General features: G+C 65.9%; 19 protein-coding genes. 8 read left to right on the plus strand and 11 right to left on the minus strand.

Translation table 11 applies throughout. The features are described from left to right. Both CIMIT_RS08250 and CIMIT_RS08255 read left to right on the plus strand, forming a co-directional pair. Complete coding sequence (locus tag CIMIT_RS08250) at positions 1-789, plus strand: DUF4191 domain-containing protein (RefSeq protein ID WP_038591601.1); 789 nt, start codon at positions 1-3, stop codon at positions 787-789. Further along, positions 790-2,037, plus strand: coding sequence for a threonine/serine exporter family protein (locus tag CIMIT_RS08255; RefSeq protein ID WP_038591604.1), 1,248 nt, complete (start codon positions 790-792; stop codon positions 2,035-2,037). Here the strand turns inward: CIMIT_RS08255 and CIMIT_RS08260 are convergent. Next, positions 2,034-2,510: an RDD family protein gene (locus CIMIT_RS08260; RefSeq protein WP_038591607.1), complete on the minus strand. Its 477-nt coding sequence runs from the start codon at positions 2,508-2,510 to the stop codon at positions 2,034-2,036. The two genes, CIMIT_RS08255 and CIMIT_RS08260, sit on opposite strands and share 4 nt — an antisense overlap. Positions 2,511-2,625: 115 nt before the next feature. On the opposite strand from CIMIT_RS08260, the gene glnA reads away from it, so the two are divergent. After that, positions 2,626-4,062, plus strand: coding sequence for a type I glutamate--ammonia ligase (gene glnA, locus CIMIT_RS08265; protein WP_038591610.1), 1,437 nt, complete (start codon positions 2,626-2,628; stop codon positions 4,060-4,062). A gap of 48 nt (positions 4,063-4,110) precedes the next feature. Here the strand turns inward: glnA and CIMIT_RS08270 are convergent, their stop codons facing one another. Together CIMIT_RS08270 and CIMIT_RS08275 are read right to left on the minus strand one after the other, a co-directional pair. Next, a complete protein-coding gene (locus tag CIMIT_RS08270) occupies positions 4,111-4,587 on the minus strand; it encodes a carboxymuconolactone decarboxylase family protein (protein ID WP_038591613.1) in 477 nt (158 codons plus the stop codon). A gap of 70 nt (positions 4,588-4,657) precedes the next feature. Further along, positions 4,658-5,272 (minus strand): META domain-containing protein, encoded by a 615-nt coding sequence (locus tag CIMIT_RS08275; protein ID WP_038591616.1) that lies wholly within the window; start codon positions 5,270-5,272, stop codon positions 4,658-4,660. Between the two features lie 160 nt (positions 5,273-5,432). On the opposite strand from CIMIT_RS08275, the gene CIMIT_RS08280 reads away from it, so the two are divergent. Both CIMIT_RS08280 and CIMIT_RS08285 read left to right on the plus strand, forming a co-directional pair. Beyond that, complete coding sequence (locus tag CIMIT_RS08280) at positions 5,433-5,705, plus strand: helix-turn-helix transcriptional regulator (protein WP_038591619.1); 273 nt, start codon at positions 5,433-5,435, stop codon at positions 5,703-5,705. 20 nt (positions 5,706-5,725) lie between these two features. Then, a complete protein-coding gene (locus CIMIT_RS08285; RefSeq protein WP_051904896.1) occupies positions 5,726-6,172 on the plus strand; it encodes a hypothetical protein in 447 nt (148 codons plus the stop codon). Here the strand turns inward: CIMIT_RS08285 and CIMIT_RS08290 are convergent, their stop codons facing one another. Then, on the minus strand, positions 6,173-6,715 hold the full coding sequence (locus CIMIT_RS08290) for an META domain-containing protein (protein WP_038591636.1): 543 nt from the start codon (positions 6,713-6,715) through the stop codon (positions 6,173-6,175). A gap of 144 nt (positions 6,716-6,859) precedes the next feature. Between CIMIT_RS08290 and CIMIT_RS08295 the strand changes: the two genes are divergently transcribed. Further along, positions 6,860-7,147 carry a DUF4236 domain-containing protein gene (locus tag CIMIT_RS08295; protein WP_038591639.1) on the plus strand — a complete coding sequence of 96 codons (288 nt, stop codon included), beginning with the start codon at positions 6,860-6,862 and terminating at the stop codon, positions 7,145-7,147. On the opposite strand, the gene CIMIT_RS08300 is transcribed toward CIMIT_RS08295, so the two are convergent. Beyond that, the gene (locus tag CIMIT_RS08300) at positions 7,116-7,961 is read right to left on the minus strand and encodes a CPBP family intramembrane glutamic endopeptidase (protein ID WP_038591643.1); all 846 of its coding nucleotides are present in this window, start codon (positions 7,959-7,961) and stop codon (positions 7,116-7,118) included. The two genes, CIMIT_RS08295 and CIMIT_RS08300, sit on opposite strands and share 32 nt — an antisense overlap. A 44-nt stretch (positions 7,962-8,005) precedes the next feature. On the opposite strand from CIMIT_RS08300, the gene CIMIT_RS08305 reads away from it, so the two are divergent. Then, positions 8,006-8,923: a TDT family transporter gene (locus tag CIMIT_RS08305; RefSeq protein WP_084674315.1), complete on the plus strand. Its 918-nt coding sequence runs from the start codon at positions 8,006-8,008 to the stop codon at positions 8,921-8,923. On the opposite strand, the gene CIMIT_RS08310 is transcribed toward CIMIT_RS08305, so the two are convergent. From CIMIT_RS08310 to CIMIT_RS08325, 4 genes are read right to left on the minus strand one after another with little or no spacing between them, the layout of a single operon-like run. After that, positions 8,904-9,833: a 2-dehydropantoate 2-reductase gene (locus CIMIT_RS08310; RefSeq protein WP_038591649.1), complete on the minus strand. Its 930-nt coding sequence runs from the start codon at positions 9,831-9,833 to the stop codon at positions 8,904-8,906. The genes CIMIT_RS08305 and CIMIT_RS08310 overlap by 20 nt on opposite strands. A gap of 27 nt (positions 9,834-9,860) precedes the next feature. Further along, complete coding sequence (locus CIMIT_RS08315; RefSeq protein WP_144311830.1) at positions 9,861-10,961, minus strand: HNH endonuclease signature motif containing protein; 1,101 nt, start codon at positions 10,959-10,961, stop codon at positions 9,861-9,863. 11 nt (positions 10,962-10,972) lie between these two features. Beyond that, complete coding sequence (locus CIMIT_RS08320) at positions 10,973-11,557, minus strand: glycoside hydrolase family 25 protein (RefSeq protein ID WP_038591652.1); 585 nt, start codon at positions 11,555-11,557, stop codon at positions 10,973-10,975. Further along, complete coding sequence (locus tag CIMIT_RS08325; protein ID WP_038591655.1) at positions 11,554-12,078, minus strand: NUDIX hydrolase; 525 nt, start codon at positions 12,076-12,078, stop codon at positions 11,554-11,556. Before CIMIT_RS08325 ends, CIMIT_RS08320 begins: the two co-directional genes overlap by 4 nt. A 59-nt stretch (positions 12,079-12,137) precedes the next feature. On the opposite strand from CIMIT_RS08325, the gene CIMIT_RS08330 reads away from it, so the two are divergent. Continuing rightward, positions 12,138-12,836 (plus strand): hypothetical protein, encoded by a 699-nt coding sequence (locus tag CIMIT_RS08330; RefSeq protein ID WP_038591658.1) that lies wholly within the window; start codon positions 12,138-12,140, stop codon positions 12,834-12,836. Between the two features lie 3 nt (positions 12,837-12,839). Here CIMIT_RS08330 and CIMIT_RS08335 read toward each other — a convergent pair whose 3' ends face one another. Together CIMIT_RS08335 and CIMIT_RS13035 are read right to left on the minus strand one after the other, a co-directional pair. Further along, entirely contained in the window at positions 12,840-13,880 is a 1,041-nt protein-coding gene (locus CIMIT_RS08335) for a S1 family peptidase (RefSeq protein WP_231910282.1), read from the minus strand. Next, on the minus strand, positions 13,873-13,998 hold the full coding sequence (locus CIMIT_RS13035; protein WP_268870430.1) for a hypothetical protein: 126 nt from the start codon (positions 13,996-13,998) through the stop codon (positions 13,873-13,875). Before CIMIT_RS13035 ends, CIMIT_RS08335 begins: the two co-directional genes overlap by 8 nt. Between the last annotated feature and the right edge of the window lies 1 nt (position 13,999).

A 13,999-nucleotide genomic window follows, 5' to 3' on the forward strand; every position in this document is an offset into this window, starting at 1 on the left:
ATGGCGAAGCAGGATGATAAGGCGGCCGCGAAGGCCGCCAAGAAGCAACAGCGCGAGGCGAAACGCGCCAAGAGCAAGCAGACGCGCAGCCAGGTGTGGCAGGCGTTCAAGATGCAGAAGGAGCGCGACAAGGCGCTCATCCCCATCATGGTCGGTGCCGTCCTCGGTATGGGGCTTCTGTTCTTCCTTATCGGCCTGATCTGGGACGGCCAGTGGTTCATGCTGGTCCTCGGCCTGATCCTCGGCGCAGTGCTGGCGATGTGGCTGTTTTCCCGCCGACTGGAAAAGTCGATGTACGACCAGGTCGGCGACACCCCCGGCGCGGCCGGCTGGACGCTGGAGAACATGCGCAACACCATGGGGATTGTCTGGATCACCAAGACCGGTGCGCAGGCAAATACCCACATGGACACGATCCACCGCGTGGTGGGCAACCCCGGCGTCGTGCTCGTCGGCGAGGGAAACCCGAACCGGCTGAAATCCATGATGTCCAAGGAGCACAAGCGCGTCGACCGCCTGCTGGCGGGCGTGCCGATCCACGAGGTCTACGCCGGCGAAGGCGAGGGCCAGGTGCCGGTGCGCGGCCTGCAGAAGCACCTGCTGAAGATGCCGAAGAACTACAAGAAGGACGAGGTCTACGCGATCAACGCCAAGCTGGAGGCGATGGACGCGCGCAAGGGCCCGGGCCAGGTCTCCGGCTTGCCGGGCGGCCCGATGCCGCGCCAGGCGCAGAACATGGCTGGTATGAACCGCCGCATGCGCCGCATGCAGGAGCGCAAGGGCAAGTAAGTGGATGCCGAGGCGAGCGCGGCGCTGCGTTTAGGCTCGCTGCTATTGACCTCCGGCGCGCCGGCCTACCGGGTCACCCGCGCGGTGAAGCGCTGCGCCCGCGCGCTCGGCTTTGACGACGCCGACGTGATCGTCGGCCTCGACACCCTGACCTGCACCTTCCACCGGGACGGCCGCTTCCGCACCCTGGCGGCCGTGCTGCCGGTACCCGGAGTCAACGCCTCCCGGATCGAGGCGCTGGAAAACTTCAGCCGCCACGATCTGCACCAATACGTCACCGCCGCACAAGTCGAGGCAATGCTCGACGAGATTGAGGCGATCCCCGCGCCGCGCTGGAGCCCGCCGGGCATGGCGCTAGCCGCCGGGATTGCGTGCGGCGGTTTCGCCATTTTGAACCACTTTTCGCTGCTCACCGCGGCACTGGTGGTGATTGCTGCGGGCGCGGGCCAGTTCGTGCGCCACCGCCTCGCCGCACGGCGCCTGCTGCAGCTGGGCGTCGTCACCGTCGCCGGGGCGGTCTCCACGCTGCTCTTCCTGCTGCTCTCGCTCGCGGTCCCGGGCGCGGACACGCAGCTCGCCGCCGGTTTCGTCCCGGCGATTCTCTACCTCATCCCCGGTTTTCCGCTGTTCGTCGCGATGAATGATCTGTCGCGCTTCGACTTCAGCGCCGGCATCCCGCGACTGTTTTTCGCTCTCGAGGTGATCGTGGCGATGATGCTCACCGTCGCCGTCATCGCCATGATCACCGACGCGCCGGAGCCACCGCTTGTCGACGCCACGCCTTCCCCCACTTTCTACGCCGCCGCAGCCATCGCCAGCTTCCTCAGCGTCGGCGGCTTCGCCATTTTATTCAACGCCTCGAAGCGGATGGCGCTGCTCGCCGCCTCGCTCGGCACGGTGGCCAACGTGCTGCGCCTTGTGCTGCTGGATGCCGGGGTGGAGTTCTTCCTCGCCTGCTTCTTGGGCACGCTGACGATCGGGCTGCTCGGCTGGGCGCTCGGCCAGCGCTTCTTCGTGCCGCGTTCCACCGTGACCATCCCGGCGACCGTGGTGATGATCCCCGGCACCACGATCTACGCCGCACTGCAGCAATTCACCTCCGGCGAGGTCACCGGAGGCATTTCCGCGACGACCGAGGTCGTGCTCGCGGTGCTCTTCCTCGCCGGCGGGCTAAGCGTGGCCCGGCTCGTCACGGACCGAAACTGGGCGCTGCAGCGCCACATCGACTTCGAGACGGACTTAAGTTAGCCGCGGATCACCGTCGTGTTGGTGGCGCGGTCGTGCATGCCGCGCCCGTCGGCGTCGACAAGCGCTGCGGGCAGCACAAAGCCGGTAAGGACGGTGCGCAGGGCTGCGCGCCACAGGCCGACGGGTTCCTCGGCGTCGACGCGCGCAACCCCCATGCCGAGCACCGCCATGCCCGGCGTGCGCGCCATGAGCCAGCCGGTGAGGATACCCATCACCATCCACACCAGGTAGGTCGCCGTGGCGGTGTCGCCAAGCGCGTGCGTTTGCGACGTGATCAGCGCCGCGATCCCCCAGGCAATGCCCCAGTCGATGAGTACGCCACACGCGCGTCGCATCACCGACGCCTGCGCACCCGCCCCCTTTTCCGGCAATCCCAACCACTGGCCCGGGTAGTCCGGAACCGCGTCATCGCCAGAGAACTGATTCGGCATCTCGGGCCCGTTGCGCCAATTGCGCTGCTGTGATCCTGCCATGGGCATTAGCCTAGCTGGGGCTCGCGGCGGGCAAAAATGGGCGGGTGCACATTTTGGGGCCGTGGTTCTATTAAACTTGTGGGCGTTCAGATTTTCGCCCTAAAGGAGAGCACACGTGTCTTTCGAAAATATCGAGGACGTCAAAAAATTTATCGCCGACGAGGAAGTCGAATTCGTAGACGTCAGGTTCACCGACGTTCCCGGCCGCGAACACCACTTCTCCATCCCGGCATCCATGTTTGACGAGGAAGTTATGGAAGAAGGCCTCGCCTTCGACGGCTCCTCCATCAAGGGCTTCACCACCATCGAAGAATCCGACATGACGCTCATGCCGGACCTGGCCACCGCGAAGCTGGACCTGTTCCGCGAGGCGAAGACGCTGAACGTGAAGTTCTTCGTCAACGACCCGTTCACCCACGAAGCCTTCTCCCGCGACCCGCGTAACGTGGCGCGCAAGGCGGAGGACTACTTGGCGTCGACAGGCATTGCGGACACCTGCAGCTTCGGTGCCGAGGCCGAGTTCTACCTCTTCGACTCCGTGCGCTACGAAGCCGAAGGCCACCGCGCCTTCTACGAAGTCGACGCCGAGGAAGGCTGGTGGAACCGCGGCAAGGAGCGCGACGCCGACGGCGAGCCCAACCTGGGCTACAAGAACCGCTGGAAGGGCGGCTACTTCCCCGTCGCCCCGCACGACAAGACCGTCGACGTGCGCGACGCGATGGTGCGCAACCTGGATGCTGCCGGCTTCCACATCGAGCGCTTCCACCGCGAAGTCGGCAACGGCGGCCAGCAGGAGATCAACTACCGCTTCAACACCCTGCTGCACGCGGCCGACGACCTGCAAGACTTCAAGTACATCATCAAGAACACGGCAGTCCAGTTCGGCAAGACCGCGACGTTCATGCCGAAGCCACTCGCCGGCGACAACGGCTCCGGCATGCACGCCCACCAGTCCCTGTGGAAGGACGGCGAGCCGCTGTTCTACGACGAATCCGGCTACGGCGGCCTGTCCGACATTGCTCGCTGGTACATCGGCGGCATCCTCGAGCACGCCGGCGCGGTGCTCGCGTTTACTAACCCGACGCTGAACTCCTACCACCGCCTCGTGCCCGGCTTCGAGGCCCCGATCAACCTGGTGTACTCGCAGCGCAACCGCTCCGCCGCGATCCGCATCCCGATCACCGGCACCAACCCGAAGGCCAAGCGCATCGAGTTCCGCGCCCCAGACCCGTCGGGCAACCCCTACTTCGGTTTCGCCGCCATGATGATGGCCGGCCTCGACGGCGTGAAGAACCGCATCGAGCCGCACGCGCCGGTGGACAAGGACCTCTACGAGCTGCCGCCGGAGGAAGCCAAGGAGATCCCGCAGGCGCCAACCTCGCTCGAGGCGTCCATCGCCGCGCTGGAGGCCGACCACGACTTCCTCACCGAGGGCGACGTGTTCACTGACGACCTCATCGAGACCTACATCAAGCTCAAGCGCGAAGAGGAAATCGCACCTTCGCAGCTGCGCCCGACGCCGCTCGAGTTCGAAATGTACTTCGACTGCTAAATCGCGCGCACACGCGCAAACCCCGAGGGTGTTTCCCTCGGGGTTTCCTTATGCCCGGATGCCTAAGTCGAAGTCGTCGACGCCAGAGAGGCTGCGCGGGTCAAGGCGTGTGGTGATGCCGATCCGATTCCAGGCGTTGATCGCCACGATCGCCATGAGCAGGTTTCTCGCGCCCTTCTCGCCGTGCAGGCGCTCAACCCGGTCCCAGAGCTCGTCCGGCACGGACTCCTCCCCGTGGATCCGGGTCACGGCGTCGGTGAGCTCGAGCGCTGCGCACTCTTCGTCGGAGAACTGCTCCTTGTAGTCGGTCCAGCGCTCGGTACTACTGATCTTTTCTTCGCTCCAGCCGTCTTTCTTCGCGTCGCGGCGGTGCATGGCTAGGCAGTACACGCACTGGTTGAGCGCGGAAGCCCGCAGCTGCACCAGGTGCGAATAGCGTTTGTCCACGCGTGCTCGGACGTACGTTTCCAGCCCGAGCATGGGCGCGTAGGCGACTTTCGGTATGGGCTTTCTCGTTGCGGACATATGACAATGCTACGCGGCCCGGACCAAAGTGGCCCGGGCCGCAAGCACATCGTTTCTAGTGCGTCGTGCTTTAGCCTTCCTGCGGCTCGATGGTGGTGGCCTTCGCCTCCACGAACTCGATGCCGTGGCCCTGGCTGCCCAGCGCGATGGTGTCGCGGTCCAGGATGTAGACGTTAGGGTTGGCCTGCAGAATCGTCTTCAGGTCTTCGGCGGCGGCCGTCGCTTCGGGATCGCACAGCGCCTGGGTCTCGGCGAGATCACCGACGTGCAGCTTGCCCTGCTCGTCGAAGTGATAGGTGCCGTTTCCCGAGTTGCACCCGTCGCCGTAGGACAGGGTGCCGTCCGGGCTGAATTGGATGGTCACGTGCTCGTTCGCCTTCGCCTGCAGCGGGCGCTCGACCGAGGGTCCGCGCAGGTGCTCGGGTGCCGGCTGCGCGTGCTCGGGCAGAGCGGTGATCAGGCCGCTCTGCTCGGTCGGAACGCCCGGCTTCTGCGCGCTGGAGCCCGGCAGCTGCGGTGCGCCGCCGATGAGGGTGGAGCTGAGGCCCGCGGCGATCTCGACGATCGCGGGATCGGACGACAGGCCCTGCGGCAGCTCCTGCGCGTGGGCGGTGCCGGTGGCACCACCCATCAGCGCGACGGCAATGGTTGCGGTGGACAGTTTCTTCATGATCTTGGAAACCATGGCCCTCAACCTACCGAGCAAAACCGCCAAATCAACCACCTTGAAGGAACTCGAACGGTCTGCCCAGGACGTTCCTAAATGCGGCCACGGAAGCTGAAAGTCGCATAAACATTGTCGCGAACAGTTGACGCACTGTTGTGTTTATACAACACTTTGAGTCATGTCCCCAAAGAAGAAACCAGTGGAGCCGATCTACAACCGGGTCCGCGTGCTGCGCACCGAAAGGGACATGTCGCGCGCGCAGCTCGCGGAGGCGGTCGGGGTCAATCCGCAATCCATCGGTGCGCTCGAGCGCGGCGACCACTACCCCAGCCTGGACCTCGCCTTCAAAATCTGCGACGTCTTCTCACTGCCGGTGGAAGCAGTGTTTTCGCGTACCGAGTTCACACCAATGTCAACTGAAATCTACAGAAACCGCTGGAAGGACAACTGATGGCAACGCAGAGGAAACCCGTGAGCGTCGTGAAGCGAAATCGGCTCATTCTCACCACCGATATCGGGCTCGCGCTCGCGCTTCTTGCCGCCGTACTCCAATTTTTCAACAGCGATTTGTCTGCGGCGCTATGGATCGGCGGCGGACTACTCGCCGCAGTCGGGCTTGTGTGGTTGCGTCAGTCAATCGGCGGTGCGGACCTGCCGGGTGCCGAACTCGACGAATACGAAACACGCAGGCACGTCGAAGCCCGCGAAGACGGATTGCGCGGGGCGATCATTCTCTCCTCCGCCTTGTTCGCCGTCGCGGGCTGTGTCGCGCTTGCGGCGCGGTTTTCGCCGGAAGTGTCGAGCATCGACGTCGCGCTGTTCTTCGCCAAGCTGCTCTATTGCCAGATGGTCTGGATCCCGTTCGCGGTGGCGCGCTCGCTGGCAGGCAAGATCAACCGCGACGAGCTCATCGCCTAGTTATTCAGCGAGAAACTCGATCGCCTTGCCCTGGCTGCCCAGGGCAAAACCGCCGTCCGCCTGGTAGACGGCTGGTTTGGCGCGCAGCAGCGACTTCAGCTCGTTTGCGTTTTCCATGGTGGCGGAGTCGCACATGACGCGGGTCTCGGAAAGGTCGCCAACGTGCAGCAGGCCTTTGTCGTCGAAGTGATAGGTGCCGTTGCCGGAGTTGCAGCCGTCATCGTAGGTGAGTGTGCCGTCGCCGCGCAGCTCGAGCGTCATCGCCTTGCTCTGCTTCGCGTGCCACAGGCCGACAACAGCCTCCTTCGCCTCAGCTGCCGGCAGCGGCTTAGCGCCTTCCGGCAGGCTGACCGCAATGCCAGACTGGGTCGTGCGCTGCTTCGCCGCATCGACGCTCGCGCCGCCAAGGACGGTCGAGTTGAGCTGGCCGACGCGGTCGACGTCGATGTAGTCGGCCAGCGCAGGACTGGAAGACAGCCCCTGCGCGCCGGCGGTCCCTGCACTACCCGCTGCGAGGGCGACGAGCGCGGCTGCAGTGGTCATTTTCCTTGCGATTCGTAAAGCCATGCGGACCAACGTAGTGGCGTGCCGCGCAGAATCAAGCAAACACATCGAACCTTTATGTACCCCCAAGCACTTTTGCTAGCTTGGGGTGAACACGCAAACCCGAAAGCAAGGAGCCCGACCATGCCTTTCCGATTCCGCCGCAGCAAGAAGATAGGCCCGTTCCGCTTCACCATGTCGGGCTCGGGCCTGTCCGCCTCCGTCGGCTCGGGGCCGTTCCGCTACACGTTCAACTCCAACGGCGGCCGCACCCGCACCATGCGCACCGGCATCCCCGGCCTGCGCTACGAGGAGCGCGACACCCCGAACCAGGTGCGCAGGAAGAAGGCAGCACGCAAGGCCCGCAAGCTGGAGCAAAACACCAGCGCACAGGCGGAGTTCAACGAGATTTCGCGGCAGTACCGCGATTAGCCAACAGCCACCAGATCGCGACGGTGGCGAGCACCGTCATGCTTATCGACGCCACCGTCTCCCCCACCGTCACCTCAGCCAACCCAGCGACGTGCACGTGGAATGGATCCGGCACGAACGCGAACGTGTTCGCCACCGCGTGTACCGCGAGTGATGCCTCCAGCCCACCCGTCGACCACGTGAGGAACGCCCCGCACAGTGCAAAGGTGAGCACGCTCAGCTGCCCCTTCCACCCGTAGTCGTGGAAGGAGACGAACAGGAATGCCGGGACGAGGTACGCCACCCAGGCGGAGCGGGTCCACTGGCCAACGACCTGCACCAGAGAGCCGCGAAATACGAGTTCCTCCGACAGCGCCTGCAACGGAATTAGCACGATCAGGATGCACAGGGCCCCGAAGTTTGCCGCGCCGAAATCCCCCACATCTTGGGCACCTCGCCACATCCAATACGCCAACTGCGCGCCGAACAGGACAAGCGGCGGCACGAGCGCAACGGCGAAGATACGCCACCGAAAGCGGTACTCCACCGACCACAGCGCCGCGAGGCGCCGACCGCGCACTCGCGCGGCGATGAAAGCGGCGGGGATCGTCGCTGTTTCGATCGTGCCGGCCGCAAGCGCCAGCCACGGGGTGTCGACGAACTCGAAATCGCCCATGGCTTTGACGGCTGGGTCGAAGAGGGTGTCGGCGGCGTCGAAAAGCGCAAGCATCGCCGCATAGAGAGCGAAGAAGAGCGCAAGCACGAGGACGAACTCGACGAGCGGACGCCACCAGCCCACGCGCCCGTCGCGACCAAGGAGATGGTAGGTGCCCATACCCTTAGCGTACTCCCGCGGACATAGGGATTACCATTGCGCGAGTGACTAAAAAATTTCGCGAACTCCCGCCACCGGGCCCAGCGTGGGGCGGCAGCCTCATGGGCACCTCGATCGTCGCCCGCATGCTGGTAGAAATGGATATGCACACCGCCGCCGGCGCCTTCGCCGCGATCGGCTGCGTGATCCTCGTCGTGCTCACCTTCGGGTTTGCGCGCTACCGGCAGCCCAGCTTCGCCCGCACCACGATGGCGGAGTGGTCCATGTACTTCATCGGCATCCTCGCGCTCGGCGCCGCGCTCTCCGGATTGACCGACGTCGGCGTCTACCGCCTCATCGGGTTCTGGATCGGCGGGCCGGTCACCGTTGTCACCTGGGCCATCCAGCTCACGCGCTTCGACGGCGCGCCGCGCTTTACGTGGGGGCTGCCGCTGGTCGGCCCGATGATTTCGGCGTCGGTGGCCGGCTGGCTCGCCCGCGACTACGGGCAGGCCTACCACGTCATGGGCACGGTACTGTTCTTCATGTCGCTGCTCACCGCGGTCCCGCTCTTCGCGCGCGTGTACTGGGCCGCCTGGCACGGCCGCGTCGACTTCGAGGGCGCGAAATCGGCGACCGCGTGGGTGCCGCTGGGTGTGGTCGGGCAGTCCACGACCGCGATGCAGATCCTCTTCCCCGGCACGGTGTCGATCTACTACGGCATGGTTGCGCTTGTGCTCGCGATCCCGCTCGCCTGCTACGCCATGGCGATCTTCTACCCCAACGCTGTGCGCTGGGTCGACTACTCGCCGGCATGGTGGTCGTGCACCTTCCCGCCCGGCACCGTGAGCATGGGCGGTCACCAGGTCGCGCTCGTCGCGGGCACCGAGTGGCTCGACGCGGTGGCGCTGACCATCCCGGTGCTGCTCATCGCGCATTGGGCGCTGTGCTCGGCACGCTTTGTCAGCTGGTGCGCACGCTGAGCACGGCCTCGGTGTAGTCAAACAGCGGCGTCGGCACGCCCGCGGTCGCCGCTTTTCGACGGATCGCGCCCACCTGCGCATCCAACTCACTCGGCAACCCGGCGGCGATGTCCCGGTGCATGGAACTGGTCGCGCCCGCGTACTGCCGGTCGGCGAACGCGAGCGTCTGCTCCACCACATCCGCGGGCAGTTCGACGCCGTTGCCGCGGGCGGCGGCCTCGACTTCTTTCATGAGCGCGCGGAGTTGGGGGCGCAGCGCGTCGCGAAGCACGCCCATCGGCGCCTGCGCGACCGCGCCGAGCGCGCCGGTGGTGCTCACAAACATCGCTTTTGCCCACACATCGACGAGGATTTCTTCCGGGCTGAGGTAGTCGCCGCCGATGCCTGCCTCATCGAGCGCCGCGCGAAACGCCAGGGCCACTTCGCTTTCCGACGCCCCCTTCACACGCCCAAAGTTCAACGTCAGCGGCCCCGGATTCAGCTGGATCTCCGCGGGCCCAACGCGGGTGGCGTAGCAGCGCGCAACACCCGCGAACACGCGGTTGGTGCCGAAGAGCGCGGCTGCGGTGTCGTGCACCTCCACCGAGTTCTGCGTAGTCACGATCGGCACGCCAGCAAGCTGGTGGGCGTCTTTCAGGTCCGCGAACGTGGGGTTGTCCGGCAGCGCCTTCGTGGCAACGAGCACGATGTCGGCACCACCCAGCAGGTCGGCAGCGCTACCTGCGCGCTCAGCCGCGTGCACACGGATCGTGCGCGCTGACTCCTCGCCGTTTTTGAGCAGCAGGCCACGCTCGCGCAACGCCTTGAGCGTTTCCCCACGGGCGACAAACGACACCTCATGTCCAGCTTCCGCAAGCGCGCCGCCGAAGTACCCGCCGATCGCGCCCGCACCAATGCACAGCACCTTCATGGTGCTTAAGTCTATCCCCGTTTGTACTTACCCGGGTGCGCCTTGGGCGGGTCCGCCGATGATGGTTTCGGCATCAATGTAGTCGCGGCCGGTAAATCTCGGTGTGCCGTATTTGGGGCCGATCCAGGCGATGCGGCCGCCCACGCGTGCCATCCGGCCCCGGTCTGGTTGTCCGTTAACCGCGTTGTGGTGCGGGCACAGCCAGCACATGTTTGCCGGGTGCGTCTCACCACCTTGGGCGTAGTCGGTCAGGTGGTGGGCCTGACACTTGCTAATCGGGGTGGTGCAGTCCGGCCAGCAGCAAGTTGGCGAGTCCGCCTCCAGCGCAAGGCGCTGCACCGGGGAGGCAAGGCGTGCCCGGTGGGTGTTAATAGGGCCTAAGTGTGGTGCGGTAAGGGTGATGTAGCCATCAGGCAGGATATGCCGGCGCAGCACCTGGCTGGTGGTCATCTTCACCCCGGTGTTGGTCACCACGACCGGTTCCTGGTCTGGCGTATCGTCGGTGCCGGCAAGGACGTGGTCGATGTCCTTGTCGGTGATAATCGCGTGTATTGCCACGGGTGCTTGGACGATGTGGCGGTTGTTGACCAGCCAGTCGATCGGGTCGATCGGTTTTCCATCCTCGCCGGGGGTTTCAAACGTGGTGACCAGGTCCTGCAGGTCGTTGGTCGGTCCGGTGAGCCGGATGATGAACTTGTCGTGCTTCTCGCTGCGCTGGATGCGCACCCCATCCTGTGGTGGGCGCGGCGGCAGGAAGGTTTTGCGCAGCCGGGCGGCCTTTTTACTGATGGTGGTGGTATCCCCCTCGGTGGCGCACAGCTGCGCGGTGTATTCCCAGCGTTTGGTGGGGTTGGTGATGCGCCTGGCGGTGCGTTCGATAAGTTCTAGGGTTTCGATGCAGTGGCGGTTGGCCTCGGCCGCGCTTCGCGCTTCGGCTTGATAGCGCGAGTGGCTCGTGGGCCGAAAGAAGCGGCGGGCAAGGCGCACGAGCGTGTGGGCGTAGTCGTCGGCCGCGCCCATCCCAATGAGCGTATCCGCATCAAGGCCTGCCTCGTAGACAAGCCGGAGTGTGGCGATTCCCCCTGCTTTAAAGGCCAAAAAGGCCCGAAGTTCATGTTGATCCCCCATAAGCCCACAACCTAATGCAGCCCCGGACACCCCGCAACCGCAAGGTTGAGATCCACCGAAATCCCACCGACGCGGCCACGCGAGGTGAACTGCCACAGCTGCGGCCGCGGCATCCCAAGCGGGTGCGGCCACGCACCCAGCTGTGCTGGGTCGGTCACCGTGTTCTCTCCCCACTGCGCAAGCCACAGCGCCCCGAACTCGGCCGGGCTGGCCAGGCGCATGTGGCGGCGCCAGTAACGGGCGGTCGTGTACACACCGGCGACGGGGATGCCGGCGGCGCGGAAGGTGGCGTGGGCGTTGCGGACGTCGGCAAGCGAAAGCCCCGCGGGAGACTCCACATCGAGCCACATCGGCAACCGACGGGACCCGAGTACGTCGAGCGCCGCGTCGACCTGCTCGGTGATCGTGGTGCCCTCGGCGGGGCTGCGCAGAAAGTGGTAGGTGGCAAGCGAGCAACCGGCCGCCGAGGCATCCGCGAGCAGCTGGGAAAAGCACGGGTCCTGGTAGGTGCCGTCGGTGGTGCGCAGGATCGCGAAGTCGAAGCCGGAAAAATCAAGCCCGGCCTGGTACTCGGAGCAGTCGACGCCCAGCCTCACCGCTTAGAAAACCCCATCCGCGGCGTAAACGACGCCGGGTGCCTGCGCTGCGCCGCCGCATCCGCAATCACCAGGCGCCACTTCGGGTCCGTGACCGGCATGCGCGAGATGGGGAACCAGCCGACCTCGACCGACTCGTCGTCGCCCACCACCGGTTCCGCGGCCGGGTCGACTGGATCCAAGCGCAGCTGCACCGACATGTAGCTGGCCTGATCGCCGTTGGCGTGCACGACCGGGCCGTGCGCACCGGCGCCCAAGAGCGCTGCGGGCGTGGCCTCGATGCCGGTCTCCTCGCGCACCTCGCGCACCGCCGCGTCGTGCGGCTGCTCGCCGGGGTCGGCGATGCCGGTGATCGGGGTCCACTCGCCGTTGTCGGCGCGCCGCACGAGCAGCACCTCGGGAACGGCCCAGGCGGACTGGTCGGCGGAGTCGCGCAGGACGATCGCGGCGACCGCCGGCAGCCAGAGCGGGTCGTGTCCGATCTTCTCGCGGATCTGCACGATGAATTCCGGAATTGGCACAGTCAAATCCTTTCGCGTCTGTGTGGGTTTTCAGTCTACGTCGGCTAGGCTAAGCGGCGATGCAGACCCTGAAGCGAGTACCCAAAGCAGCGTTTATCGCCGGCTACGGCGCGCTGCTCATCGCGCTCGTGGTCATGGTCGCGGCACTTGCCAGCTACCGCCAGTCCGCCGACGCCAACGCGCCCGCCGCGCCGGTGAAGGCGTGGAACCCGGCGCCGGCCGATGCCGCGAACGTCGCCGCCAGCATCCGGCCCGGGGTGATCGCCGATGCGCGCGTGGCCACCACTGCCACCGGGGTCGCCGTCCAGGGCACGCTTCACGACGCCGCGTTTACCGACCCCGGCGCCGCAGGCCACATCTCCCGCCTGCTCGAGCAAAACTGCCTCGACACGCTCACACTGCGCACGACCGACAACATGCGCTTCGAGCTGCTCGGTTTCTGCTTTTCCACCGTGCCGCCGAAAACGCTCGACGAGCTCATCCATTTCGGCGCGGATCACGGCGCGAACTCGGTGACCGTGACGAATAACCTGGAGAAATCCGGCGGCAGGCTCGCGACGCTGACGTGGCTCGACGCGGACGCAGAGAACCTGCGCCCCGCCTGGGAGGAGTTCGGTCTGCGCCCCTACCTGGATGGGGCGACGTTTGAGGCCTACACGCCCGAGGAGCTGACCATCATGGAGGCGCGCCCCTCGCGCCCACACACCTTCAAGCATGAACCGACGGGCGCGGCGCTGCGTGAGAAATGGGGCCTGTAGCGCTTACCAGGTCTGGTACTCCCAGACCGCGTCGGGGACGACGTGGTTGATCACCGTCATGAGCTGCTCGACGTTGGAGTAGGACATAAGCTTGGGGTCCTCCATCCCCTCCCAGCAGTCCTCCTCGCTGCGGCCGGCTTCGGTGCCGGAGACCACGCCGATGATCACGGCGCGGCCGTGCACCTCGGTGAAGACGGGCCCGCCGGAGTCGCCGGCGGCGGCACACACGCTGGCGATGTCGCCGAAGGTTTCGCGGTCCTCGTCGGCACCCGCGTTGACGATCTGCACCCGCTGGGTGTCCACGAACTCGCCGCAGGTGTAGCCGGTGGTCGCGCCCGTTTTGCAGACGCGTTCGACGGGCGGGATGTGCTCGGCGACCCCGGTGGGGATCGGGTCGCCGATGACCTCCATGTAGCGCTCTGGGTCGGTGATCTTGATGATGCCGACGTCGATCCCGTCCGCCTCCGACCCGTCGCCGCTGTAGAGCCCGGAGTAGATGAAATGCCCGACCTCGCGGGCGTAGTCGAAGGCGTGCGTGGCATTCGTCGGCCACACGAAGTCACCGACGCGCCCGCAGTGCCCGGCCGTCACGGCGTAGTGCTGGCCGGCGGCGTCGGTAAAGCTCAGCGCCGTCGTACATGACTGGGCGGTGAAGCTCTCCCCCGGCGCGGGCTTGTGGTCGGTGGACTGGATGCGCGTGCCGGGCGCCCACAGGGCAAACGCGGGCACGCGGACCTGGTTTTCCGTCGCTACCGCGTCCTGTTCGCGCGGGGTCTGCACTGACTCGCGGGCATCTTGCTCGGCGCTGCTCGGCGCGGGCGTCTGCGGGGTTTGCAGCCCCAACCACACCACGACGGCAACAAGCAGCGCGGTGGCGATGATACACAGCGCCCACGCGGTGTTGCGGCTGCGCTTCACTGGCTGCACGGGCGTCGGAAAGGCCCACTGCTCGCCGTGGGCGGGCTGGTACTTGCGGGCCTCGTTGCCGCCCGGGGTATAGCCGCCGGCCGGGTAATGCGTCCCGGGTGTTCTCGGGTCAGTCACGCTGCTCCGAGTCGGCGCCCTCCTTGGCTTCTTCGGCCTGGATCTTGATGTCGCGCAGGAACTTCTCCGGGTCGAACTCGGTGAAGTAGTCGGGTCCTGCGAACTGTTCCTGTGCCATT

Origin of the sequence: Corynebacterium imitans, assembly GCF_000739455.1 — a bacterium.
Classification (GTDB): Bacteria; Actinomycetota; Actinomycetes; order Mycobacteriales; family Mycobacteriaceae; genus Corynebacterium; species Corynebacterium imitans.

Bases quoted from the DNA above. Each gene is read 5' to 3' on its own strand.
- CIMIT_RS08250 (WP_038591601.1), top strand. From the start codon at position 1: ATGGCGAAGCAGGATGATAAGGCGGCCGCGAAGGCCGCCAAGAAGCAA.
- CIMIT_RS08260 (WP_038591607.1), bottom strand. From the start codon at position 2,510: ATGGCAGGATCACAGCAGCGCAATTGGCGCAACGGGCCCGAGATGCCG.
- CIMIT_RS08270 (WP_038591613.1), bottom strand. From the start codon at position 4,587: ATGTCCGCAACGAGAAAGCCCATACCGAAAGTCGCCTACGCGCCCATG.
- CIMIT_RS08275 (WP_038591616.1), bottom strand. From the start codon at position 5,272: ATGGTTTCCAAGATCATGAAGAAACTGTCCACCGCAACCATTGCCGTC.
- CIMIT_RS08280 (WP_038591619.1), top strand. From the start codon at position 5,433: ATGTCCCCAAAGAAGAAACCAGTGGAGCCGATCTACAACCGGGTCCGC.
- CIMIT_RS08290 (WP_038591636.1), bottom strand. From the start codon at position 6,715: ATGACCACTGCAGCCGCGCTCGTCGCCCTCGCAGCGGGTAGTGCAGGG.
- CIMIT_RS08295 (WP_038591639.1), top strand. From the start codon at position 6,860: ATGCCTTTCCGATTCCGCCGCAGCAAGAAGATAGGCCCGTTCCGCTTC.
- CIMIT_RS08300 (WP_038591643.1), bottom strand. From the start codon at position 7,961: ATGGGCACCTACCATCTCCTTGGTCGCGACGGGCGCGTGGGCTGGTGG.
- CIMIT_RS08310 (WP_038591649.1), bottom strand. From the start codon at position 9,833: ATGAAGGTGCTGTGCATTGGTGCGGGCGCGATCGGCGGGTACTTCGGC.
- CIMIT_RS08315 (WP_144311830.1), bottom strand. From the start codon at position 10,961: ATGGGGGATCAACATGAACTTCGGGCCTTTTTGGCCTTTAAAGCAGGG.
- CIMIT_RS08330 (WP_038591658.1), top strand. From the start codon at position 12,138: ATGCAGACCCTGAAGCGAGTACCCAAAGCAGCGTTTATCGCCGGCTAC.
- CIMIT_RS13035 (WP_268870430.1), bottom strand. From the start codon at position 13,998: ATGGCACAGGAACAGTTCGCAGGACCCGACTACTTCACCGAGTTCGAC.